The sequence below is a fragment of the Kribbella italica genome (assembly GCF_014205135.1).
Lineage (GTDB): Bacteria > Actinomycetota > Actinomycetes > Propionibacteriales > Kribbellaceae > Kribbella > Kribbella italica.
Window position 1 is genome coordinate 6,284,540 of the sequence record NZ_JACHMY010000001.1, and the last position, 24,048, is coordinate 6,308,587.

Genomic DNA, 24,048 nt, shown 5'->3' on the forward strand with positions numbered 1-24,048 from the left:
GGTCGTCACTAGACGATGGCCTTGACCAGCGCCGAGGCCGCTCCGATCACGATGCAGCCCGCGAGGACCCAGCCGAGGCGGGCCGCGTGCTCGCCGCCCTCACCGCGGCGCTGGCCGATCGCCATCATGGCGCCGGCGATGACCACACCGAGGATGCAGATCGTGATCGCGACGGTGGTCACCCAGTCGACCACCGTGTTGACCTTGGTGGTGACCTCGTCCGGCAGCTCCTCGCGGAGCGGGACGAGGAGGTAGATGTACTTAGCCAACATGAACAGAGCCTCTCAGTACGGGGCGGGGTAGTCCGCTGGTTGTGACGCGCGAAGAGCGTAAATGGATTCGAGAACTTCGAAAACCTCGTCGGGGGTGTTGTCAGGCGTGGGATCTTCCCCCCTTCGCCACTCCTCGATCCAGGGGATGTCCCACACTCTGGGAACACCACCGCCGACGATGTCGGCGAAGTCGTCCAGCACCCGCGGCAGCCGGCCGGGGGCGTCGGCGATCAGCACCAGGCCCAGGACGGCGACGCCCTGCACCACACCCGAGGCCCACTCGATCGCCGCGCGCTGCGCCGCGCGCAAGCCCGATCCGTTCGTTCGCGCGACCAGCACGACCGGGGTCGGCACCGGCGGCGGCGGGATCGGCCAGCGGTGACCGGCCGCGCGCGTCCCGGGCAGCAGCAGCGACATCGTCGACTCCCCCGCGCCGCCGTGCACGCCGACCCACCACAAGGTGTCGGCGGCGGGGATGGCGAACTTGGGCAGCCGCTGGTCCTCGGCGGGCGCGGGCACACCGTGCTGCGGGGCCGACGGTCCACGGGGGCCAGTCTCCGCGACAGGGCCTGACGCGGGCTGCTGCGGCCCGGGCGGCAGCGGCTGCTGCGTCGTCCACGGGTTCTGCTGCGGTTGCGTCATGGCCCCTCCTCTCGCGGCGTGTCACGGGCTGTCGCCCACAGTATTGTCTCGCTAACGGGGTACACGGGCGTGACCCATCCACAGGCGAGGATGTTTCTACCCCCTTGTCGGGGTCAGCCGAGCCTGACCGGCTCGGGGCTTGGCATGCCTGGGCGGCTGCATGTGTTAGGGGCGGTCGCCATGCTAGAACGAGACCCCGTGAAGCCGACGATCGAGGGAGTTCCGTGGCCTGGATGAGTGGTGACCGTGGCTGACAAGGGCATCCCGTCCTGGCCGAAGGTCACGATTCGGCTGTACGACGACCACAACGCCGAGGTGAAGATCGCCGGGCGCAGCCACCCGGTGAACCATCACGACCCGCGGCAGGCCGCGATCGCGCTGATCGCCGAGCGCGCCGGTCAGCTCGGGCGCCCGGTGAAGGCGACCGCGGTCGACTCCGACGGCTCGTCGTGGCCGCTGGTGATCCACCCCGACGGCACGGTCGACGCGATCGAGGTGGCGCCGAAGTCGAAGCCGATCTGGCCGATCGTCGCGGCCGCCGGGCTGGCCGTCGTACTGATCGGCGGTACCGCGGGGTACCTGCTGTTCGGGCGTGAACCGGCCAAGCCGAAGGCGCCGGTGGCCAAGATGCTGCCGGAACTGCCGATGCCGAAGATCGTCCCGGACCAGTTCATCGCCCGCCCGGCACCGCCCGGCTGGACCACCAACGCGAGCTGGACGATCGACATCGCCGAGGGCTCCGCGCCGGTGGTGTCGCCCGACGGCAGCGAGGTCGCGGTCCTGACCGAGGACCAGAAGCTCGTCGTCCTGGACAGCAACGGCAAGGTGCTGTGGCAGGACGAGGTGCCGAGGGACGCGAACGATCCGGTCTACACCACCATCGACTCCAAGCCGGTGCTCGCGGTCGCGACGCCGAAGGTGCTGCGCTACTACCCCGGCGACGGGGTGGAGCCGACCGAGCTCGACCTGCCGGACGGCGCCGACGTGCAGTTCTTCGGCAGCTCGCCGCTGGTCACCTTCAGCGGCGAGGGCGCGAGCGTGGTCAGCAACGGCGACCTGCACACGGTGGAGGGCCGGCCGCGCTTCTCGACCGTGCTGCTGGCCGAGGGCGACAAGGCGCTGCTCGCCCGGTACGCCGGCCCGCTGTACTGGAGCCAGGCCGGCAAGGACCTGCAGCAACTGGCCCTGAAACCGCCGCCCGGGGCGACCGGGATCAACCACATCGCGATGGCCAGCGCCGGGCGCGCGCTGGTGGTCTGGAACACCAAGAAGGCCAACGACGTGATCCCGACGGTCAGCTCGACGGCCGACGGCTCGGTCGCCGCGGCCTGCCCGACGGTGGATCTGAACCGGGTCGAGAACTGGAAGTGGGTACCGGACCAGACCGGCAAGGTCGCGGCGTACGGCGAGTGCGTGATCGACTTCACCGGCCGGAAGACCAGTCTTCTCGAAGATTTCGACCCGCTGTCGATCACCGGTACGACGATCTACGCGAACTACGGCGGCGCCCTGTCGTCGATCGTCCCCGGCGGCGGCAAGCTGACCCCGCTCCCGAAGAACGCCGCGCGCCCGTGGGGCCTCGCGGGGAACCGGGCGATCGTTGTCCACGGCACCGTTCTGTACGCGCTGGACAAGAAGTGAACGCGCGCATGCGGCCGGGCGGGCGACGAGGGCTCACTGGAGCTGCGTCGGCGCGCGCGGGCGGGCGGTGGGCGCTCGCCAGGGTTCCATCGGCACGGGCGGGTGGGCAGTGGGTGCTCGCCAGGGTTCTACCGGCGCGGGCTGGCGGGCGCTCGGCGCTCGGCAGGCTTCCATCGGCGCGAGCTGGTGGGCGCTCGGCGCTTGCCGGGACTCCATCGGCGCGGGCGGGTGGGCGCTGGGGGCTCGCCTGGGTTCCATCGGCGCGGGCTGGTGGGCGGTGGGGGCTCGCCGGCGTGGTGGCGCTGGTGGTTGCCTTCGCGCCGGTGTCGGCGGGGGCAGCGGGTCTCGAGGACGAGCCGAAGCCGACCAGCTGGCCGACGGTCGAGAAGCCGTCCGGCTCCGTGAACCAGTCGGACCCGAGGCCGGTCAGCCGCCCGACGGTCGACCGGCCGGAGACAGCCCAGAGCAACGATCCCCGCCCCAACACCTGGCCGGCCCCCGAACGGCAGTAGGACCTCGTCAAGGCCGCAACGCGCCGGCGCGCGGGCCGGCGGGTCAGCGCAGGTCAGCGGGCCGGCGCGCGGGTCGGCGGGTAGCCGGGTCGGCGGGCGGGTCGGCGGGACCAGCCCGGCCGCGGGTACAGCAATGGCCCGGACTCCGTGGAGTCCGGGCCGTGCTGGTGTTTCGGGTGCGTCAGACCGCGACGACGTCGAGGCGGACCGTGGCGGCCACCTCGGGGTGCAGCTGGATCGAGACCTGGTGCTTGCCCGTGGTCTTGATCGGCGAACCGATCGTGATCGCGCGCTTCTCGACCAGCGGGCCGCCGGCGGACTTGATCGCGCCGGCGACGTCCGCCGGGGTGACCGATCCGAACAGGCGGCCGGTGTCGCCGGCCTTCACGTCCAGCGTGACGCCGAGCTGCTCGAGCTGGTTCTTGACCTTGCTCGCGTGCTCCTTGCCCTGGATCGCCCGGGCGTCACGCGCCCGCTTGATCGACGTGATCTGCTTCTCGGCCCCACGGGTCCAGCCGATGGCCAGCCCGCGCGGAACCAGGTAGTTGCGGCCGTAGCCGTCCTTCACCTCGACGATGTCGCCGGGGTTACCGAGGCCTTCGACCTCCTGCGCAAGGATGAGCTTCATGTCTCAGACCTCCCTCAGCGAGCCGTGCTCGTGTACGGCAGCAGCGCCACCTCACGAGCGTTCTTGATGGCGGTGGCGACGTCGCGCTGGTGCTGCACGCAGTTCCCGGTCACCCGGCGGGCGCGGATCTTGCCGCGGTCCGAGATGAACTTGCGCAGCAGCGCCGTGTCCTTGTAGTCGACGTACGTCGCCTTGTCCTTGCAGAAGCCGCAGACCTTCTTCTTCGGCTTCCGGATAATTTTGGCCATTGTGGTGCTCTCCTCCTAGCAGAGCCCGGCACGGGTGCCGGAATGGTCGCAGTGTCAGTGCTGGATCCTGTGACGGATCAGAACGGAGGCTCCTCCATGGAACCGCCGCCCTGGCTCGCCCAGGGGTCGTTCTGCTGAGCGGCGGCCGGCTGTCCGCCGCCACCGCCTCCACCCTGCGGGGCGGCCCAGGGGTCGTTCTGCGGGGCCTGGTTGCCGCCACCGCCGAACCCACCACCGGAGTTTCCGCCACCGCCACCACCGAAGTTGCCGCCGCCGCCTTCGCCGCCGCCCGAGCGCGAGGCCCGGGTCACCTTGGCGGTGGCGCTGCGCAGTGACGGACCGACCTCGTCGACGTCGATCTCGAAGACCGTGCGCTTCTGGCCCTCACGGTCGTCGTACGAGCGCGACTTGAGCCGGCCCTGCACGATCACGCGCATACCGCGCTGCAGCGACTCGGCCACGTTCTCGGCGGCCTGCCGCCAGACGGAGCAGCTCAGGAACAGCGACTCGCCGTCCTTCCACTCACCGGACTGCCGGTCGTACGTCCGTGGTGTCGACGCGACTCGGAAGTTCGCGACGGCCGCCCCGGACGGGGTGAACCGCAGTTCAGGGTCGTCGACAAGATTGCCGACCAGTGTGACGACGGTTTCGCCTGCCATTACCGTTCCTCCTGCATTCGGGTGTGACTGTGTCCACAGCTATCAGTAGCGGCCTGCGCCGACAGTACCGATGCTGCTGACGACCCCAGGGTCAGCGCTGGTCCGGCCGGAGGACCTTGGTGCGCAGGATCGACTCGTTCAGCGTGAGCTGACGGTCGAGCTCCTTCACCACGGCCGGCTCGGCGGTCAGGTCGATGACGGCGTAGATGCCTTCGGCCTTCTTCTTGACGTCGTAAGCAAGCTTGCGACGGCCCCAGATGTCGACCTTCTCGACCGTTCCACCTTCCTTGCGGACGATGTTCAGGTACGTGTCGAGCGACGGCTCGACGGTGCGCTCTTCGAGCTCAGGGTCGAGGATCACCATGACTTCGTAACGACGCATGCGCGAACTCCACCTCCTTCGGACTTGGCGGCCACGGTCTCTCCGTGGCAGGAGGGCGATGCGAACACCTGGGCCCGGCAATTGCCGCCGAACCCAAGCAAGCAGCCCGGTCGATGGACCGGGCCACACCAGAAGAATACCAGCGGCCGGACCGCCTCCTGACCATATCCACAGGCCTGTCCCCCGCCGGTTCGCTCACCGAGCGCGACTCAGCCGTCGCTCTCCGGTTCGACGACGAGCAGGTCGATGTGGATGCCGAGGACGCGCCCTTCGGTGTCCACGGTCCGTACGACGGGATAGGCGCCGTCGCCCCAGCCGGAGTGGGTGAGCACCACGTTCTCGCCGGCGGTGGCCAGTGGGAGCACGATGTTCGCGGCCCCCGGCCGCAAGTGGTGGGCCGAGTCCATCAGCGCGAACCAGCTGTCGTCCCGGCCGTTGTCGAACAGGTCCTCGTACCAGTCTCCGTCCGGCATCTTGGTCCGGACGGCCTCGGCATCGGCGAACGCGACGGTGCCCGCGTCCACGCCGACCATCCAGAACTCGCCCTCGCCGAGCTTGTCGTCGGGCCCGGTGGCGGCTTCGACCGCGGCGACCTCGCCGTCGGCCAGGCGAAGCGACAGGTACGCCTCGCGCAGGTGGCTGCCGTCCTGCGCCTCCGACACGTCCGCGACGGTGACGAGCGCCGGATGCTCCCCGGGCGGCACGTCCAGCACCGGCCCTTCGGCGAGCGTGACGAACGGGTCGCTGGCCTCGAGCCGGCCGCTCGGAACCCGCAGTACGCCGAGGTCGTGCACGGTGAGCGTCCAGGTGCGTCCGTCGACCTGCACCGGGCCGGGGCGCAACGCCCGGAAGTTGTCGGGACTGATCATCGGGCGAGCCTAGACGGGATGCCGGAACTGTCGGTGGACGGATCTAGGGTGGGTGCCATGAGTTTTCAGCTTGGGGCGCACGTCGATCAGGAAGACCCGCTGGCCGAGGCGGCTGACCGGGGAGCCGACCTGGTGCAGTTCTTCCTGGGCAACCCGCAGGACTACAAGGCGCCGAAGCTGGCGTACGCCGACGGCGAGGAGGCCTTGCGCGAGCGGGCCGAGGCCGCCGGCGTCGCGCTGTACGTGCACGCGCCGTACCGGCTGAACGTGGCGAACACGAACAACCGGATCCGGATCCCGAGCCGCAAGCTGCTGCAGCAGACGCTCGACAAGTCCGCCGAGATCGGCGTCAAGGGCGTGATCGTGCACGGCGGGCACGTCGGCGACGAGGACGACCCCGAGGCCGGCTTCGACAACTGGCGCAAGTGCGTCGAGCGGGCCGAGCTGCCGGTGCCGCTGCTGATCGAGAACACGGCCGGCGGCGAGAACGCGATGGCCCGGCAGCTGGAGCGGATCGAGCGGCTGTGGGAGGCGGTGCAGGCCTCGGGCAACGACCGGCTGGAGAACGTCGGCTTCTGCCTCGACACCTGCCACTTCCACGCGGCCGGCGAGGAGCTGCCGACGATCGTCGAGAAGGTGCTCGCGATCACCGGCCGGATCGATCTCGTGCACGCCAACGGCTCGCGGGACGAGTTCGGCTCGGGTGCCGACCGGCACAGCAACTTCGAGCAGGGCCACATCGACCCGGCCGACATCGTCGCGGTGGTGAAGGCCGCCGGCGCACCGGTCGTCGTCGAGACGCCGAACACCGACAACGGCCAGAAGGCCGACCTCGACTACCTGCGGGCCCACCTCAGCTGACGCTCAGGCCTTCGGCTCGGTGGGTCTCAGGTTGTAGAGCCAGTACGTGATGCCGAACGGGAGCAGCAGCGCGAGTGCGCCGGTGTCGCGGTCGGGGATCAGGATGTCGGCGCCGACCGCAGCGACCACGGCGATGGTCGAGGCGTGGAAGAGCGTGAAGTTGCCGGCCAGGACCTGCCGCATCTCGAGGCGCCCGCGGGCGCACCCGACGTACAGGGTGGTCAGACCCAGGATCAGTACGGCGGACAGGGCAACGCCGGTCCAGGCGGTCGCGCCGTACCGGCTGTTCGACTGGATGACGTCGGCGGCGAGGAAGAGGCCGATCAGCAGGCATGCGATCGCGCACACCCAGTAGAACGTGCTGGTGCGGTCGGTCGTCGCTTCGGCATCCGCCATGCGCCGGACCGTACCGCAACGCTCAGGCAGTCTCCGGCACTGGCTCGGCATGGGCGGCGCTCCGCCAGGGCAGGACGGCAGCGCTGACCAGGCAGCCGATCCCGGCGACCAGGAGCGTCGGCCGCAAGCCGATCACACCGGCCAGCGCTCCGCCGACCGCCATGAACGCCGGCTGCACGGCCCGCGAGGTGATCGACCAGGAGGTGAAGACCCTGGCCATGTAGCGGTCCTCGGTCACCTCCATCCGGTACGTCGCGAACGACGGGTTGAACGCACCGGCCGCGATGAGCAGACCGGTGTCCGCCACGATCAGCAGGATCAGCCCGTCGGTCCCGGGCGTCGCCAGCGGGAACAGCAGCAGCCAGGGCGCCCGCAGTACGCCGAACACGAGCAGCATCCGGTGCAGCCCGAGCCGCCGGGTCAGCCGCGGCGCCAGCCAGGCTCCGAGCACGCCGCCGGCACAGGGCAGGCCGAGGACCAGCCCGTACTGCCAGGCCGGCATCCCGAGGTCACGCAGCATGAACACCGCGAGCAACGGCGACGTCATCATCACCGGACCGCCGAAGAACTGGGAGTTGAGGAAGAGCACCCGCAGACCGCGCTGCCGCCAGATGTAGCGCCAGCCCGCGGTGAGGTCGCGCCGGTCGTTCCGCTTCGCCGGGACCGGCTCCGGGTGGCGGATCCGGCTGATGCCGAACGCCGAGAGCAGGAACGAGAGCGCGTCGAGCGCGAGCGTGAACGTCGCACCGATCAGGCCGATCAGCGCACCGCCGATCGGCGGGCCGATGCTGAGCGTGATCCACGTGGACTGCTCGAACCGGCCGTTCGCCTCGGTCCGCTGGTCGACCGGGACGAGCGCCTTGAGGTGCGCGCCGCTGGCCGCGGTGAAGGCGATCAACGCGGCGGCGTGCAGGATGCCGACGACACAGAGCTGCCCGTACGTCAGCACGTCGAGCACGGCGGCGACCGGGATGCTGATCAGTACGGCGAAGCGCACGAGGTCCGCGGCGATCATCACCGGCCGCTTGTGCCGCTGCTCGATGAAGTCGCCCATCGGCACCGCGAGCGCCGCGCCCGCGACCGCCGACAGGGCGGCCAGCAACGCGACCTGGAAGGTGCTGACGTCGAGCACGAGCACCGCGATCAGCGGCAGCGCACCGAAACCGACCGCACTGCCCGCGGCGCTCACCGTGTAGGCGATCCAGAGACGACGGAAGTCCACACCCAGCGACGGCATCCGGCGATCGTAGAAGCCCCCACCGACAGAACGTCAGCGGAGGTTGAGACCGCCGTCGAGCAGGATCACCTCGCCGGTCAGGTACTTGTCGGCGACGACGGCCGCGATCAGGTCGGCCACGTCCTCGGGCCGCGCGGCCCGACCCATCGGGCTGCGGGTTCTCCACAACTCCTGGGCCTCGGTCCAGGTCGCCGTCAGCGGAGTGTCGACCAGCCCCGGCGCGACGGCGTTGACCCGAACCTCCGGCCCGAGCGCCGCCGCGAGCAGCTTGGTGCAGGTAGGTCCCGCCGAGCTCCGCCGCCAGCGCCTCTCCCGCGTCGCGACTGGACCGCGAGTTCACGACCACGGTCGTCCCGTCCGCCGCCAGCCGCCGCGCGACCGCCGCACCGATTCCCGACGCCGAACCCGTCACCAAGGCCACACCCATGCCCATCACTCTAGGGAAACCGACAGGCGGGTATTTGTTGCCACGGTTAAGTAATGACTTTAGGTTCGTTGGTATGACCCTCCGAAAAGTCGTCAGTTTCGCAGCAATCGTCCCGCTGCTGGCCTTCGCCGTCGCGGCGCCGGCTGAGGCGAAGGCACCGCATCCGCAGCCCTTCATGGGATGGAGCAGCTGGAGCATCGGTTCGACCAAGGCACCCGGGTACGGCGGTGACTGGATGGACGAGGCCCGGATCAGGAAGACCGCGGACACGATGGCGGCCAAGCTCAAGCCCGCCGGGTACCGCTACATCAACCTCGACGCCGAGTGGAGCAAGACCCGCGGCGACTGGCAGGCCAACAGCGACGCCAACGGGATCCCGAGTGCCGACCCGGTCCGCTTCCCGAACGGCATCAAGCCGGTCGCCGACTACGTGCACCGCAAGGGCCTGAAGCTCGGGATCTACGGCGCGATCGGCCTGGAGAAGAAGATCTACGACAACAACGTGCCGATCGCGGGCACGAACTGCACGGTCCAGCAGATCGTCGTCCTGCCGCTGACCACGGCGAACAAGTGGGACGACAACTGGATGATCGACTACAGCAAGCCGTGCGCGCAGAAGTACATCGACTCGGTGGTCAAGAAGTTCGCCTCCTGGGGCGTCGACTTCCTCAAGATCGACGGGATCCTGCCGTCGAGCGTGGCCGAGATGGCGGCGTACTCGAAGGCGATCGACAGGACCGGCCGGAAGATCTGGCTCAGCGGCAGCGCCTGGCCGGTCGACATCGCGGCCGCCGAGGGCCTGCGGCCGTCGGTGAACGGCGTCCGGATCGACACCGACATCGAGTGCTACTGCGACACCACGGCGACCTGGGAGAGCTCGGTCGACAACCGCTGGGAGGACCTGCCGAACTGGCTGCCGCACCTGCGGTCGAACTACCTCGGCGACCTCGACTCGATGCCGATCGTCAACAACACCGGCACCGGACTGCAGGACGGCATCAGCGACACCGAGCGGCAGTCCGTGATGACGTTCTGGTCGATGGCGTCGTCTCCCCTGTACGTCGGGGGCGACCTGCAGAACCTCGACGACCAGGCCGTGAGCATCCTCACCAACCCCGAGGTGATCGCGCTCGACCAGTCCGCCGTACTGCCGACCCGCGTCAGCGGCGGCGAGCTGCAGGTCTGGAAGAAGGTCGTGCACGGCAGGACGTACGCCGCGGTCTACAACCTCGGCTCCACCCCGGCCGACATCAAGGTCGACTTCAAGGCGCTCGGCACAGGCCGCCTGCACACCGTCCGTGACCTGGTGGCGCGGAAGAACCTGGGCTGGTCCTGGGGCAGCTGGACCGCCGAGGACGTGCCCGCGCACGGCTCCCGGCTGATCCGGATCGGCTGACGCCGTACCGGGTGGGAGCGTGATCAGCGGGCGGATGTGTCCGCTCGGCTACGGTCTTGCGCTCCCGCCCGGTAACCTGACCGACCGTGAGTGACTTGAGCATCCGGACCATCTCGGCCGACGAGCACGCCGCCTACCTGGCGGCCCAGCCGTCGGCGAGCTTCCTGCAGACCCCGGGCTGGGCGGCGGTGAAGAGCGAGTGGAAGGCCGAGTCGCTCGGCTGGTACGACCCGTCGAACCCGGGCGAGCTGGTCGGCGTCGCGCTGGTGCTCTACCGGCAGATGCCGAAGGTGAAGCGCTACCTGGCGTACCTGCCCGAGGGCCCGGTGATCGACTGGGACGCGATCGACCTCGGCCGCTTCCTGCGCCCGCTCGCGGCGCACACGGCGGAGCAGGGCGCGTTCGGGCTGCGGATGGGTCCGCCGGTCGCGACCCGGCGGTGGACCGCGAAGACGATCAAGGACGCGATCGCCGGTGGCCAGCAGCCGAAGCTGGGTGACGTCCGCGCCGACGTGATCGAGCCGTCCGGCGCGACCGTCGCGGCGCAGCTGCGCGCGCTCGGCTGGAAGGCGCCAAAGTCCGGCGAGGGCTTCGCCGCCGGCCAGCCGCAGTACGTCTTCCAGGTCCCGCTGGCCGGCCGTAGCCAGGACGACCTGCTCAAGGGCATGAACCAGCTCTGGCGCCGCAACATCAAGAAGGCCGACAAGCTCGGCGTCGAGGTCACCCTCGGCACACCGGAGGACCTGAAGGCCTTCCACCAGCTGTACGTCGAGACCGCCGAGCGTGACCACTTCACGCCGCGGCCGCTGCCGTACTTCGTCAAGATGCAGGCGGCGATGGCCAACCAGCCAGCCGACGTCTGCGACTTCCGGCTCTACAACGCCTACCACGAGGGGGACCTGGTCGCCTCGACGATCTGGGTCCGGGTCGGCGGTCATTCCTGGTACTCCTACGGAGCCAGCTCGACCGCCAAGCGGGACGTCCGTGGATCGAACGCGATCCAGTGGCGGATGATGTCGGACGCGCTCTCCGCGGGCGCGACCGTGTACGACCTACGGGGCATCACCGACACCTTGGACCCGAACGACTCGCACGTCGGGTTGATCCAGTTCAAGGTCGGCACCGGCGGCGAGGCCGTCGAGTACGTCGGTGAGTGGGATCTGCCGTTGAACAAGGCGCTCTACACCGCATTCGACCTCTACATGAGACGGCGTTGACACCATGCCCCTGATCCTGCACATCGACTCCGATCGATGGCGCGACCATCTCCGTTCCACGTGGAACGCCGACATCATCCCGGTGGCCAAGGGCAACGGGTACGGCGTGGGCAACCCGCGGCTGCTGGCCGAGGCGCGGGCGCTCGGCGCGAAGACGGTCGCGGTCGGTACCTACACAGAGGTTCCGCCGGACTCCAAGGACGACGTCGTGGTGCTCTCGCCGTGGCGCTCGTTCCTCGACGTCCCGCAGGGCAAGAACGTCATCCACACGGTCAGCCGGCTGGCTGATCTGGTCTCGATCCCGGCCGGCAGCCGGGTGCTGATCGAGGTGCAGACCTCGATGCGCCGGCACGGGATCGGCGCCCGCGAGCTGCGCCACACGATGCTGCTGAACGCGCTCGACCGGATCAAGTTCGAGGGCTGGTCGCTGCACTTCCCGATGGGCGCCGGCGGTACGTCGGCCAACATCCGGGAGGCCGCCGAGCTGGGCAAGCAGGCGCGCGCCGTCCGGCAGGGTCCGTTGTGGGTGTCGCACGTGCCGGCGCAGAAGCTGGCCGACATCGGCGAGAACGTGAAGCTGCGGATGGGCACCGGCCTGTGGCTGGGCGACCGGGGCGCGTTCACCGTCCGCGCGACCGTGCTCGACGTGCACTCGGTACGACGCGGCGAGCGCGTCGGCTACCGCCAGCGCCGGGTGACGGGCGACGGCCACATCCTGGTGGTGTCCGGCGGGACGGCGCACGGCGTCGGCCTGGAGGCGCCGACCGCGGCCGCCAGCGTCCGCCAGCGCGCGATCGCGGTGGCCAAGGGCAGCCTGGACGCGGCCGGGATGGCGCTGTCGCCGTTCACGATCGAGGGCAAGCAGCGCTGGTTCGCCGAGCCGCCGCACATGCAGGCGAGCATGCTGTTCCTGCCGTCCTCGGTGGCGCCGCCGGCCGTCGGCGACGAGGTCGGCGTCGACGTCCGCTACACGACCACGATCTTCGACAAGGTCTCGATGGACTGATCCGGTCACCACGGGTGTTGACTTCAGGTGCACCTGAAGTTGCACCGTGGTCCCATGGCTGAACTGACTTTCCTGGACCGGATCGAGCAGACGCCCGGTGCGGTCGAACTGCGGGCCGAGTCCTACCGCTTGCTGGACCTCGCCCCGGGCCAGACGCTGGTCGACGTCGCCTGCGGCTGCGGCCATGCGGCCGCCGAGCTGATCGACGCGGGCCTCAAGACGATCGGGGTCGACAACGACCCGGCCGCGATCGCCGTCGCCTCGGCGCGGCTGCCGAGCGCAATGTTTCACGTGGCACGCTCCGACGAGCTGCCGCTGGCGGATGGATCCGTCGACGGCTACCGCGCGGCCCGGCTGTTCCACCTGCTCGACGACCCGCTGCCGACGCTGACCGAGGCGTACCGGGTCCTGCGGCCTGGCGGGCGAGCAGTGCTCGCCGGGCAGGACTACGGGTTCCTGCTGGTCGACAGCAGCGACCAGGACCTGACCGATGTGATCCTGCTCGGGCTGGAGTCGCGGTCGGTCGCGCCGCGGGCCGCCCGGAGCTTCCGCGACTGGCTGCTCGACACCGGGTTCCACGACCCGGAGGTGGTTGTCCACAACCAGGTCGTCACCGGCCACGACGTCATGGTCCAGCAGCTGGAGATGGCCGCCGACGCGGCCGTCGACCGGGCGTTGATCACGCGGGACGACGCCGACGGGTGGCTGGCCGAGCAGAACGACCGGGCCCGGCGCGACCGGTTCCTCGCCGTACTGCCGACGCTGCTGGTCGTCGCGACCCGGTGACCGAACGCCGGGAAGTACGCCTGACACGCCTCGCGCGACGTACGGCGAGTTGGTGCCGGCGAGGAGTAACTTGCTGAACTGAGTGCGACGAAGTCTTGACCCGGGGTGATCTCGGTAGGGAGGATCACTGCGGACGCGGGCTGACAACCTTGTCATCGGGGCCGCGTGACCACCTCTGGATGCTCGGCGGCCGCCGTCGCCGGGTGCCGTCCTGCCGTACTGAGGAGCCGAGATGAAACTCCGCCGCCCACTGGGGCTCGTCACGTCTCTGGGGCTTGTTGTGACAATGTCTGCCATGACGTCAGCGAGCGCCTCCCTTCCCACCTCCTCCCAGGCGCACCAGCAGCCTGTGGTGAGTGGGGCTTCCTACTTCACTTCCTTCGAGCCGGGACAGCCGCAGCCCGGTTACACCGACACGGTCGAGACCGGTCCGGACGGGAAACCCCGGACCGGCGGTGTCGAAGGCCCGACGCCGACCGGGATCGGCGGCAGCGAGATGGACAAGGTCACCCAGGTCGCGGCCAGCGACGAGAACACCGGGGGCGGTGAGATCGCGAGCAACGTGGCCGACGGCGACAAGTTCACCAAGTGGCTCGTCTTCGAGCCGACCGGCTGGCTGACCTACCAGACGTCCGCCCCGGTCACCTTGCGCAAGTACGCGCTGACCTCGGCCAACGACGCCGAGGGCCGCGACCCGCAGAACTGGACGGTGTCCGGCTCGAACGACGGCACCACCTGGACCGTGCTCGACACCCGCACCGGCGAGTCGTTCGAGAACCGCTTCCAGACCAAGGAGTACACGCTCGCGAACGAGGCGGCGTACACGCACTTCAAGCTCGACATCACGCTCAACCACGGCGAGGACATCATCCAGCTCGCCGACTGGTACCTGTCGAACGGCGCTCCGCTGCCGCCTCCTGGTGAGGTGGCCGAGTCGCGGCTCGACTCCGGCCCGACCAGCGCCTACAACGCCCGGGCCCGGACCGGCTTCACCGGCGTCAAGTCCTTCCGGTACGCCGGCCACCAGACCGCCGAGGGTCGCGGCTTCACCTGGAACAAGATCGCCGACGTCGACCTGAAGGTCGGCAAGGAGACCCGGCTGTCGTACAAGATCTTCCCCGAGCACGTCGAGGGCGACCTCAGCTACCCGAGCACGTACGCCGCGCTCGACCTGGCCTTCTCGGACGGCACCTACCTGAGCGACCTGAAGGCCAAGGACCACCACGGCTTCGGCCTCAGCCCGCGCGGGCAGGGCGACGCCAAGGGTCTGTCCACGAACCAGTGGAACAACATCGAGGCCGACCTCGGCAAGTACGCCGCCGGCAAGACGGTCAAGCGGATCCTCGTCGGCTACGACAAGCCCGAGGGCCCGGCCGACTTCCGCGGCTGGATCGACGACGTCCGGATCGCCAAGGCGGAGAACCCGGACTCCGCGGCGCGCAAGACCGCGGCGAAGCACCCGTCGGAGCTCGCGATCACCACCCGCGGCACGAACTCGACCGGCGGGTTCTCCCGCGGCAACAACATCCCGGCGACCGCCGTACCGCACGGCTTCAACTTCTGGACGCCGGTGACGAACGCCGGCTCGACGTCCTGGCTGTACGACTACGCCAAGGGCAACAACGAGCAGAACAAGCCGGAGATCCAGGCGCTGTCGATCAGCCACGAGCCGAGCCCGTGGATGGGTGACCGGCAGACCTTCCAGGTGATGCCGACGACGGCGGCGACCCCGACCGCGGACCGCAAGGCGCGGGCCTGGGCGTTCAGCCACGACAACGAGGTGGCCCGGCCGTACTACTACGGCGTCACCTTCGACAACGGCAACGCGCTCGAGGTCGCTCCGACCGACCACGCGGCGATGCTGCGGTTCAGCTTCCCGAAGGGCCAGGCGTCGCTGGTCTTCGACAACGCCAACAACAACGGCGGCCTGACGCTCGACCCGAAGACCGGGGTCGTGACCGGCTTCAGCGACGTGAAGAGCGGGCTGTCGACCGGCGCCGGCCGGCTGTTCGTGTACGGCGTGGTCGACCAGAAGGTCGTTGCCTCCGGCAAGCTTGCGAACGGCGGGGGCGCCAACGTCGGCGGCTACTTCAGCTTCGACAAGAAGGTCCAGCAGGTCCAGCTCCGGATCGCCACCTCGCTGATCGGGACGGCGCAGGCGAAGAAGAACCTCGAGCTCGAACTCGATGCCGACAGCAAGTTCGACAAGGTGAAGTCGGCGGCGCAGAAGCTCTGGGACGCCAAGCTGCGCACGATCGAGGTCGAGGGTGCCACCGCGGACCAGCTGCACTCGCTCTACTCCAACCTGTACCGGCTGTTCCTCTACCCGAACAACGGCTCGGAGAACACCGGTACGGCGAAGAAGCCGGTGATCACCTACGCGTCGCCGGTCTCGCCGAAGGTCGGCACGGACACCCCGACCGCGACCGGCTCGAAGCTGGTGGCCGGTCAGACCTACGTGAACAACGGGTTCTGGGACACCTACCGGACCGTCTGGCCGGCGTACAGCCTGTTCGCGCAGGACACCGCCGACGACCTGGTGAACGGCTTCGTCCAGCAGTACAAGGACGGCGGCTGGATCTCGCGCTGGTCCTCGCCGGGCTACGCGAACCTGATGGTCGGCACCAGCTCGGACGTCGCGTTCGCCGACGCCTACCTCAAGGGCATCAAGGGCATCGACGTCCAGGCGGCGTACGACGCGGCGCTGAAGAACGCGGCCGTCCGCCCGCCGACGGAGAACGTCGGCCGCAAGGGCCTGGACCGCTCGACCTTCAACGGCTACACGGCCAACACCACGGCCGAGGGCTTCAGCTGGTCGATGGACGGCTACATCAACGACTACGGCATCGCGAACATGTCCAAAGCCCTGTACGACGCGGCGAAGAAGAGTGATCCGCGCAAGCAGGAGTACAAGGACAACTACGACTACTACCTGAACCGGGCGCGCAACTACGTGACCCTGTTCGACCCGGCGCTGGGCTTCTTCCAGGGCAAGGACGCCGTCGGCGTCTGGGGCAACTCGCCGACCACCTTCGACCCACGCGACTGGGGTCACGACTACACCGAGACCAACGCCTGGAACATGGCCTTCTCGACGCCGCAGGACGGTGCCGGCCTGGCGGCCCTGTACGGCGGCCGCGACGGCCTGGCCAAGAAGCTGGACGAGTTCTTCTCGACGCCGGAGGACGCCACGCACGTCGGCGGGTACGGCGGCACGATCCACGAGATGCTCGAGGCGCGGGACGTCCGGATGGGCCAGTACGGCCACTCGAACCAGCCGTCGCACCACATCGCGTACATGTACGACTTCGCCGGGCAGCCGTCGAAGACGCAGGAGAAGGTGCGCGAGGCGCTCGACCGGCTGTACCTCGGGTCGGAGATCGGCCAGGGCTACCCGGGCGACGAGGACAACGGCGAGATGTCGGCCTGGTACCTGTTCAGCATGCTCGGGTTCTACCCGCTGCAGGTCGGCTCGCCGTCGTACGCGATCGGTTCGCCGTTGTTCACCAAGGCGACGGTGAACCTGCCGGGCGGCAAGAAGCTGGTGGTCAGCGCGCCGAAGAACAGCGCGAAGAACATCTACGTCAAGGGTGTGAAGGTGAACGGCAAGAAGTGGTCCTCGACCGCGCTGCCGCACGACCTGATCGCGCACGGCGGCAAGCTCGAGTTCGAGATGACCGACAAGCCGTCGAGCTGGGGCACCGGCCGCAACGACGCGCCGCCGTCGCTCACCAAGCCCGGTGAGGACCCGAAGACCTGGCGCGACTCGACCGAGGACGAGGGCGCGGTCACCGCGGCCGGCGGGGTGGACGTGTCCGCGCTGACCGACAACGACTCCAAGCAGCAGGTCACGCTGACCGGTGCCACGCCGACGGTGACCGTCACGCTGCAGCAGGGACGTCCGGTGACGATGTACACGCTGACCAGTGGGGCCACCGGCGCCGCGCCTTCGGGCTGGACGCTGGAGGGCTCGAACGACGGGACCAAGTGGACGACCGTGGACAAGCGGTCGGGGCAGACCTGGGCGTTCCCGTCGTACACGCGGTCGTTCAGCGTGGCCCAGCCGAAGACGTACACGCAGTACCGGTTGGTGCTGACGCCTGCGGCCGGGGCGACCGGGGTGACGCTGTCCGAGCTGGAGCTGCTCGGGACGCTGAAGGGCATCGAGGCGGGTACGCATCCGAGCGACAAGCGGGTCGCGGAGACCAAGCCGAGCCCGACGCCGTCGCAGTCGATCGAGCGCAACTTCGGCTGAGCTGCGACGGAGGGGCGGGCCACCTGGGTGGCCCGCCCCTCCGGTACGAATTCTCCGGCGGAACCTGCCCCTGAGAGGTTCCGCCGGACGTGTGTTCACGAGAAGGGAGGGGTGGCGACCCCGCCCGGCCTGCCACCCCTTCCACTCGTACTGACGAACGGGCCGCCGGATAGGTTGCCCGGGACTTCAAGAGTCCACATCGCGAGATGGAGGCAGGATGGGTGGGCCGGTGGACGACCAGCGGGCGACGGCTGGGCACCGCGCCGAGCTGCCGCCTCGGGAGCTCGCCCAGCTGCGGCTGCGGGCCGAGGAGCGCCTGCGGGCCGGCCGCCACCAGGAGTTGCTGGGCCTGGTGCCCGAGCTGCGCGGCGACACCGAGTGGTGGGCTCACCTGTGGGCGCCGGGCGCGGCACTGGCTGCTGCTCGCCTGGGCTCGCCCTCCGACGCTCTGGCGCTGCTCGAGGAGGCGATTGCCGGTGGGTTCAGCCAGCCGGAGCTGTTCGACGGAGAGCTGGAGAAGGTGTTCGCGACCGAGTGGCCGGCGCTGGGAGGCCGGGTGCTCGGCAACGTGCCGCTGCCATCGCTGGAGCTGACCGACTGGCCCGACGCACCTCCGATGCTGCCGCTGGAGCTCTACACGATCGCGCCGGACCGGCTGAGCGGGCTGCTGGAGCGCCTGCCCTCAGCGGGGACGTCGGCCTGGGCTACGGCGCTCGGCCTGCTCCAGTGGGTCCACAAGAGCTGGCAGCACGCCAACGACCACGTGAACGACCCAGACGCGCTGACCGTGCTGGAGCGGGTCGACGCCGGCGAGCGGTTCGCCTGTGTCGAGTACTCGGTCGTGCTCAGCCAGGCGCTCAACGCCGTACGGATCCCCGCGCGCCGCGTCGACCTGCGCCAGCCCGCCCACCACACCGGAGTAGGCCGCGGCCACGTCGTCAGCGAGGCCTGGATCGACGAGCTGGACCGCTGGGTCGTCCTGGACGGGCAGAACGGCTCGTACTGGGCCGACGACACCGGTCAGCCGCTGGGCGTCCAGGAACTGCAGGCGCTCGACAGTCCGCCGCGCTGCATCGGTTCACTCAGTCAGTCGCAGGCTGCTGAGTGGTTCAGGTACTTCGCCTCGGCGACGACGACCGGCGTGACCTGGGCGGCCGGGAGCTTCGCGCCGCTCTTCCAAGGGGCGAGGGTGATCCAGACGCCCCACCTCGCGCGGCAGAGCAACTATCCACAGCTCTCCGCCCTCCGCACCGGGCTCGACGGGACGGTCACGCGCCCGGTGGTCCGCTTCGAGCACTTCCACCCGTACGGCGTCGGCATCCGGCTGCACCTGTCCGACAGGGCTGTGGACGCCGACGAGTGGGCGCTTGACCTGACCCCTGGTCGGCACGAGCTCGCGGTCGCCGTCGTCACGCCGTACGGGCAGACTGCTCCGCAGCGCTTCTCCTACGTGGTGCGGAGCTCAGCCTGACCAGCGGCCGGTGAAGAAGGCCGCGGCCCAGATGGCGGCCAGTGGTATCGCCAGGCCGAGGTAGAACCGGCCCAGCCAGGGTCTCCGATGCAGCAGCACGGCCAGCCCGATCCACAGCGGCCACCAGAGCAGCGTCGCCCTGGTCAGCGAGTACACCCAGTACGACGTGACGAACGCGGCCAGCGTCGCCCCGACCCAGGCGGCCTCGCCCCAGGAGCGGCGCCAGAGCAGCCAGGCGAGCAGGATCAGCCCGACCAGCAGCGCGACCAACTCGGCCCGGAACATCCAGGTCCAGTCCGTCCGGTCGGCGGGGAATCGGCCGGTGGTGGCAGCCTCGAAAGTGTGGACGATCGAGGTCCACGGCCAGGTGAACTCGCGGGCCCAGCCCTTCTCCTGCGCCTCCTGCCAGGCGAACCAGGAGCCGTGGATCTGCTTCAGGTACGCCATGAAGCCGAGCACCGGCACGGCCGGCAGCGCGAGCCAAGGCAGCGACCGCCAGTCGCGCTTCTTCGAGGTGACGAACTCGACGCACAGCGCGAAGATCAGGAACAGGCCCGAGACGCGAACCGTCGACGCCAGCGCGACCAGCACCGCCGCCCGGGCCCAGCGCCCCTGCCGCGCCGCCAGCCAGGCCGGGAACGCGAACGCGCAGAACAGAGCCTCGGTGTACGGCGCGGCCAGGAAGACGCCGACCGGTGCGGTGAACCAGACCAGCGCCGCCGTCGGCCCGAAGTCCCGCAGCTCGGGGAACTCGTACCGGGCGAGCTTGGCCAGCCAGACCCCGGCGAAGGCACTCGCGATCGCGGAGACCAGCACGCCGCCGCCGACGTACCCGATGCCGAGCCAGCTGGCCGCCCGCATCAGGACCGGCAGGCCAGGGAAGAACGCCGCCAGCGGCGCGCCGGACGGCTCGCCGTTCGCATAGCCGAACTCGGCGATCGCCTTGAAGTGCCAGACGTCCCACTGCCACCACGCGTGCCAGACGTTCGGGTAGGTGTCCCCGCGGTTGAACAGCAACGGCGCGGACAACGCGAGCAGGAAGATCCCCGCCCGCGTGACCAGCCACCACCCGAGCGCCTCCCGGCTCAGCTGCTCCGGCAACCACTGCCGAATCCCGGCGACACCCGTCTCCCGGGCCCGCCGAGCCCGCTTGGGCTGCTCCCCAGCTGTTCGCTCGAACACACCCCCATCGTGCCCCATCACCACTGAACCGGCTCAGTTCCGGTCCACAGGAGCGTCGCCGGGAACGCCGACGGACCGCACCCGAGGGGTGCGGTCCGTCGGTAACGAGCGCTACTGGTTGTTGCCGTTGCCGTTTCCTCCGCCGCCACCGCCGCCTTCGCCTTCACCGGGTGGGTCGTTCGGTCCGGTGGGGAAGGTGATCGGTGGCCGGGTGGGCCGGGTCGGTTTGGTCGTCGGGGGGTCGTCCGGCGTGCTCGGCGGGGTGCTCGGGGGCGTGCTCGGCGGGGTGCTCGGAGGCGTGCTCGGCGGGTCCGACGGCTTGCTCGGGGGCGGGGTCGTCGGGGTGATGGACGGCGTCGTCGGGGTGAACGTCGGTGTCGGGCTGTCCATCGAGTCGGGGTCCGGCTCGTCGAACTTCACCTCGTCCGAGCTGCCCAGCGCCGGCTCCATGTAGGCCAGCCAGGTCTTCAGTGGCCAGTTGCCGCCGAAGAACGCCGCGTCGTCGCTGAACGGGTCGAGGTCGCCTTCACCCGTCTTGCCCGCGCGGTAGAGCACGGACGTCGAGAGCTGCGGGGTGTAACCGGTCCACCAGGACGTCAGTGTGTCGTCGCCCTCCAGGCAACCATCACACTTGGTGTTCTTGGCCCGGTGCTCGACCGCGACACCACCCGCCGTACCGGTCTTGCCGGCCACCTCACGGTCGAGCTTCTGCGCCCGCTCGCCGCTGCCGCCGTCCTCCGTCACGCTCATCAGCGCGAAGTTGACCTGGTCGGCGATCGCCTTGTCGAACTTTCGTTCCGGCTTGTACTTGTCCTTCTGGTCGAAGTTCTTCGCGTTGCCGGGCGAGGTGACGGTCTTGATCGTGTGCACCGGCGTGTACATCCCGCCGGCCGCGAACGTCGCGTACGCGTTGGCCATCTCGACCGGTGAGGCGTACGGGTCCGGGCCGAGCACCGTGGACGACTGGTTCCGGCCGCGCTCGAGCGCCGCGGTCTTCGGGATGCCGGCGGCCTCGGCAGCGTCGACCACCTTCGACGGCCCGTCGTCCATCTGCTTGTCGACCAGGTCGTAGAACGCGGTGTTGATCGACAGCTTGGTGGCCCTGAGCAGCGTGACCTGGGCGCCGTAGTCGCGGTCGAACTCGTTGTTCTTCTCTTCGCCGTTGATCTCGATGGGGCTGGTGCCCTGGAACGTGTCGTACAGGCTGCGGTCGTTCTCCAGCGCGGCCGCCACGGCGAACGGCTTGAACGACGAGCCGGGGCGAGCGCGCAGCCGGGCCCAGTTCAGCTCGCTCTTCAGGAAGTCGACCCCGCCGTACATGGCGACGAGCTCGCCCGTCCCGGGCCGGACCGACGCGAGGCCGACGTGCAGGCCCGCGTTCTTCTTCGGCAGTTGGGTCGTGCCCGCGCGGACCGCCTCGTTCTGCTTGCCGATCTCGAAGGTCGTGACAACCCGCAGGCCACCACCGCTGATCTCCTCCGGCGTGTAGCCGAGGGTCTCCAGCTCTTCTCTCGCCATCGCGAGCAGGTAGCCCTTGGTCCCGGCGAAGCGACCTGGCTTCTGCGGCTTGTCCAGCTTCGGCAGCGCCTTGCTGAACTTCGCGTACTGCGCCTCGGAGATGGTGCCGCCGATCCGCATCCCGTCCAGCACGTACCGGTACCGCTCGAGGATCCGCTTCTGCGCCACGGCCTTGTCCGGGTCGAAGTAGCTCGGGTTGTTCAGCACCGTCGCCAGCAGGGCCGTCTGATCCACGGTGAGCTTCTTCGGGTCGGGCTCGCTGAAGTACGCGTCACCCGCCGCACTGATGCCGTAGGCACCCTCACCGAAGTAGATGGTGTTCAGGTACCCCTCGAGGATCTCCTTCTTGTCCGTCTGCCGGCTCAGCTTCGTGGCGATGAACAGCTCGGAGAACTTCCGCGAGAAGGTCCGCTCCTGCGTCAGGTACATGATCTTCACGTACTGCTGGGTGATCGTCGACCCACCCTGGAGTTGCTGACCGCGCGCGATGTTGAACGCCGCTCGCGCCATGCCCGACGGCGAGACGCCCGGGTTCGTCCAGAAGGTCCGGTCCTCGGCCGCGATCACCGCGTCCTGGACCGTCTTCGGGATCTGGTTCAGCGGCACCGACTTGCGGTTCTGGTCGTAGAACGACCCCAGCTCGGTCTCGTTGTCGGAGTAGTACACCGTGGTGGTGTTCATCTGGAACGCCTTGTTCGGGTCCGGGATGTCCGTGGTCTGGTACCCGATGAAAAAGGTGGCCGCGGCCCCGATCACACCGAGGAAGAACAGAGCCAGCAACCACCCGACCACGCGCAGCGCCCAGTGTTTCTTCCGGCGCGCACGGGACGGGGCGGCCTTGCGACGAGCTTCACTCACTGTCCAGTCCTCGACGATCTCGCTGAAGTCATTGCCCCCCAGACTAAGGGGGATGTGGTAACGCGCCCTAAATGACCACAGAGAGTACCTAGCCGGTCACGTGTGGCGCCAGCAGCGTCACAGCGAGCAACGCTGCCGGGAAGCAGGCGAGGAACAGGGTGAAGGTGTAGCCCATGATGTCGCGGGCCTTGAGGCCGAGGATGGCGAGTGTGGGGAGCATCCAGAACGGCTGCAGCAGGTTGGCGCTGGCTTCGCCGAGGTCGTAGACGACGACCATCCAGCCGGCGTCGACCTTGAGCTCGTTCGCCGCGGCCAGCACGTACGGCGCCTCGATCACCCACTTGCTGCCGCCGCTGGGGACGAACACCCCGAGGATGCAGGAGTAGATCGCGACCAGCGGCGGGAAGAAGAACTGCGTGCTCGCCTGCACGAGCCAGCCCGCGAGCCGCGCCGAGATACCGGTGTAGGCGATCATGCCGAAGATCCCGCCGTACAGCGGGAACTGCAGCAGGACGCCGGCCGCCGCCGGTGCGCCGTCGCGGACCGCGCGGGCCATCCGCCACGGCCGCCAGTGCAGCAGCATCGCGAGCAGGAACAGGATCAGGTTGACCGTGTTCAGGTCGAGCGCATTGAAGAAGTTCTTCCCGTCGAAGTACCGGACGAGGTAGATCCCGCCGAGCAGCACCACCAGCAGGCTGAACAGCGGCGAGTGCTCCAGCCAGTCCCCCGGCCTCCGCGTCTCCCCTTCCACGCGCTGACCGTTGTACGCCGAACCGCGGCCGACCAGAGGCTTGAGCTCGATCCCGAGGTGCTCCGCGGTCTTGGAGTTGTCCGCGCCGGGCGCGACGAACCACGCCATCGTCACGCCCACGGCGTACACGAAGATCGTCGCCACGATCGCCTGCCAGGTGAAGATCGTGTCGCTGAGCGGGATCACGCCGCTGGCGTGGCCGGCGGCCTTGATCACCTCCTGGACCGGCGCCGGACTGCTGCTCGGGCTGGCGACCTGCAGCGCGGCCGAGCCGGACAGGCCCTGCGCCCAGACCGTCCCGAGGCCGAGGAACGCCATCGCGCCGAGCGCCCGGTAGTCCGCCTTCGGTACGTTCCGCGCGACCTCGCGGGCCAGGATCGCGGCGAAGATCAGGCTGAACGCCCAGTTCAGGTACGACGCGAACATGGCCACCGCGGCGACGAAGGCGACCGCGCCGCGCGGTGACTTCGGGATCCGGGCCAGGCGGGTGATCAGGCGCGCCACCGGACCGCTGGTCGCGACGGCGTACCCGCCGATGATGATCATCGCCATCTGCAGGGTGAAGGTGATCAGGCTCCAGAAGCCCAGCCCCCACGCGTCGACCAGGCCGAACCCCTGCGTCGCGGCCGGGTCGTCCGGGCGTTTCAGCAGTGGCTCGCCGGTCACCAGCCCGAACAGCAGCACCACGAAGGTGCCGACCAGGACGAACCCGAACGCGTCCGGCAGCCATTTCTCGGTGAACGCGGTGAAGCGCAGCGCGACCCGCGCCAGCGGCCCTTCGCCGTCCACCTCGTGCTTGGCGTGCTTGCCGTGACTCTCGGTCATGACTCTCCG

At 69.4% G+C, this 24,048-nt stretch carries 22 protein-coding genes and 1 pseudogene; 9 read left to right on the top strand and 14 right to left on the bottom strand.

The features are described 5' to 3' along the window. Positions 1-8: 8 nt before the first annotated feature. Both HDA39_RS29270 and HDA39_RS29275 read right to left on the bottom strand, forming a co-directional pair. On the bottom strand, positions 9-272 hold the full coding sequence (locus HDA39_RS29270; protein WP_184800613.1) for a TrbC/VirB2 family protein: 264 nt from the start codon (positions 270-272) through the stop codon (positions 9-11). A gap of 12 nt (positions 273-284) precedes the next feature. Then, positions 285-914 (bottom strand): DUF6668 family protein, encoded by a 630-nt coding sequence (locus HDA39_RS29275; protein ID WP_184800615.1) that lies wholly within the window; start codon positions 912-914, stop codon positions 285-287. Between the two features lie 240 nt (positions 915-1,154). Between HDA39_RS29275 and HDA39_RS29280 the strand changes: the two genes are divergently transcribed. Next, positions 1,155-2,555, top strand: a complete 1,401-nt coding sequence (locus tag HDA39_RS29280; protein WP_184800617.1) for a hypothetical protein — start codon at positions 1,155-1,157, stop codon at positions 2,553-2,555. Positions 2,556-2,848: 293 nt separating this feature from the next. Continuing rightward, complete coding sequence (locus HDA39_RS29285; protein ID WP_184800619.1) at positions 2,849-3,067, top strand: hypothetical protein; 219 nt, start codon at positions 2,849-2,851, stop codon at positions 3,065-3,067. Positions 3,068-3,248: 181 nt separating this feature from the next. Here the strand turns inward: HDA39_RS29285 and rplI are convergent, their stop codons facing one another. The 5 genes from rplI to HDA39_RS29310 form a co-directional block, all read right to left on the bottom strand. Beyond that, positions 3,249-3,695: a 50S ribosomal protein L9 gene (gene rplI / locus HDA39_RS29290; protein ID WP_184800621.1), complete on the bottom strand. Its 447-nt coding sequence runs from the start codon at positions 3,693-3,695 to the stop codon at positions 3,249-3,251. Between the two features lie 14 nt (positions 3,696-3,709). After that, positions 3,710-3,943, bottom strand: coding sequence for a 30S ribosomal protein S18 (rpsR, locus tag HDA39_RS29295; protein WP_012924539.1), 234 nt, complete (start codon positions 3,941-3,943; stop codon positions 3,710-3,712). Positions 3,944-4,020: 77 nt separating this feature from the next. Continuing rightward, on the bottom strand, positions 4,021-4,602 hold the full coding sequence (locus HDA39_RS29300) for a single-stranded DNA-binding protein (protein WP_184800623.1): 582 nt from the start codon (positions 4,600-4,602) through the stop codon (positions 4,021-4,023). Positions 4,603-4,693: 91 nt separating this feature from the next. Continuing rightward, complete coding sequence (gene rpsF, locus HDA39_RS29305; RefSeq protein ID WP_184800625.1) at positions 4,694-4,984, bottom strand: 30S ribosomal protein S6; 291 nt, start codon at positions 4,982-4,984, stop codon at positions 4,694-4,696. A 209-nt stretch (positions 4,985-5,193) separates the two neighbouring features. Continuing rightward, positions 5,194-5,853 (bottom strand): DUF4241 domain-containing protein, encoded by a 660-nt coding sequence (locus tag HDA39_RS29310; RefSeq protein ID WP_184800627.1) that lies wholly within the window; start codon positions 5,851-5,853, stop codon positions 5,194-5,196. 57 nt (positions 5,854-5,910) lie between these two features. Here HDA39_RS29310 and HDA39_RS29315 point away from each other — a divergent pair, with 57 nt between their 5' ends. Further along, complete coding sequence (locus HDA39_RS29315) at positions 5,911-6,714, top strand: deoxyribonuclease IV (protein WP_184800629.1); 804 nt, start codon at positions 5,911-5,913, stop codon at positions 6,712-6,714. A gap of 3 nt (positions 6,715-6,717) precedes the next feature. On the opposite strand, the gene HDA39_RS29320 is transcribed toward HDA39_RS29315, so the two are convergent. The 4 genes and pseudogenes from HDA39_RS29320 to HDA39_RS43875 all read right to left on the bottom strand — a co-directional run. Then, entirely contained in the window at positions 6,718-7,110 is a 393-nt protein-coding gene (locus HDA39_RS29320) for a hypothetical protein (RefSeq protein WP_184800630.1), read from the bottom strand. 22 nt (positions 7,111-7,132) lie between these two features. Continuing rightward, a complete protein-coding gene (locus HDA39_RS29325; RefSeq protein WP_184800632.1) occupies positions 7,133-8,347 on the bottom strand; it encodes an MFS transporter in 1,215 nt (404 codons plus the stop codon). Positions 8,348-8,380: 33 nt separating this feature from the next. Continuing rightward, entirely contained in the window at positions 8,381-8,614 is a 234-nt protein-coding gene (locus HDA39_RS42630; RefSeq protein WP_238357047.1) for an SDR family oxidoreductase, read from the bottom strand. A 76-nt stretch (positions 8,615-8,690) separates the two neighbouring features. Then, positions 8,691-8,951 (bottom strand): annotated as a pseudogene (locus HDA39_RS43875) (hypothetical protein); the annotation flags it as partial. Here HDA39_RS43875 and HDA39_RS29335 point away from each other — a divergent pair. The 6 genes from HDA39_RS29335 to HDA39_RS29360 all read left to right on the top strand — a co-directional run bounded on the left by HDA39_RS29335 (position 8,848) and on the right by HDA39_RS29360 (position 18,905). Next, positions 8,848-10,170, top strand: a complete 1,323-nt coding sequence (locus tag HDA39_RS29335) for a glycoside hydrolase family 27 protein (RefSeq protein ID WP_202893152.1) — start codon at positions 8,848-8,850, stop codon at positions 10,168-10,170. The pseudogene HDA39_RS43875 and the gene HDA39_RS29335 overlap by 104 nt on opposite strands. A gap of 86 nt (positions 10,171-10,256) precedes the next feature. Then, on the top strand, positions 10,257-11,387 hold the full coding sequence (locus HDA39_RS29340) for a peptidoglycan bridge formation glycyltransferase FemA/FemB family protein (RefSeq protein ID WP_184800634.1): 1,131 nt from the start codon (positions 10,257-10,259) through the stop codon (positions 11,385-11,387). A 4-nt stretch (positions 11,388-11,391) separates the two neighbouring features. Next, positions 11,392-12,393, top strand: coding sequence for an alanine racemase (locus tag HDA39_RS29345; protein WP_184800636.1), 1,002 nt, complete (start codon positions 11,392-11,394; stop codon positions 12,391-12,393). 54 nt (positions 12,394-12,447) lie between these two features. Further along, positions 12,448-13,179 (top strand): methyltransferase domain-containing protein, encoded by a 732-nt coding sequence (locus HDA39_RS29350; RefSeq protein WP_184800638.1) that lies wholly within the window; start codon positions 12,448-12,450, stop codon positions 13,177-13,179. Between the two features lie 295 nt (positions 13,180-13,474). Further along, complete coding sequence (locus HDA39_RS29355; RefSeq protein WP_238356176.1) at positions 13,475-17,434, top strand: GH92 family glycosyl hydrolase; 3,960 nt, start codon at positions 13,475-13,477, stop codon at positions 17,432-17,434. A 217-nt stretch (positions 17,435-17,651) separates the two neighbouring features. Further along, positions 17,652-18,905, top strand: coding sequence for a transglutaminase domain-containing protein (locus tag HDA39_RS29360; RefSeq protein WP_184800642.1), 1,254 nt, complete (start codon positions 17,652-17,654; stop codon positions 18,903-18,905). Here HDA39_RS29360 and HDA39_RS29365 read toward each other — a convergent pair. The 3 genes from HDA39_RS29365 to HDA39_RS29375 form a co-directional block, all read right to left on the bottom strand. Then, positions 18,897-20,087, bottom strand: coding sequence for a mannosyltransferase family protein (locus HDA39_RS29365; RefSeq protein WP_184800644.1), 1,191 nt, complete (start codon positions 20,085-20,087; stop codon positions 18,897-18,899). The two genes, HDA39_RS29360 and HDA39_RS29365, sit on opposite strands and share 9 nt — an antisense overlap. 111 nt (positions 20,088-20,198) lie before the next feature. Then, complete coding sequence (locus HDA39_RS29370; protein WP_184800646.1) at positions 20,199-22,463, bottom strand: transglycosylase domain-containing protein; 2,265 nt, start codon at positions 22,461-22,463, stop codon at positions 20,199-20,201. Between the two features lie 88 nt (positions 22,464-22,551). Further along, positions 22,552-24,039 (bottom strand): short-chain fatty acid transporter, encoded by a 1,488-nt coding sequence (locus tag HDA39_RS29375; RefSeq protein WP_184800648.1) that lies wholly within the window; start codon positions 24,037-24,039, stop codon positions 22,552-22,554. Positions 24,040-24,048: the final 9 nt, after the last annotated feature.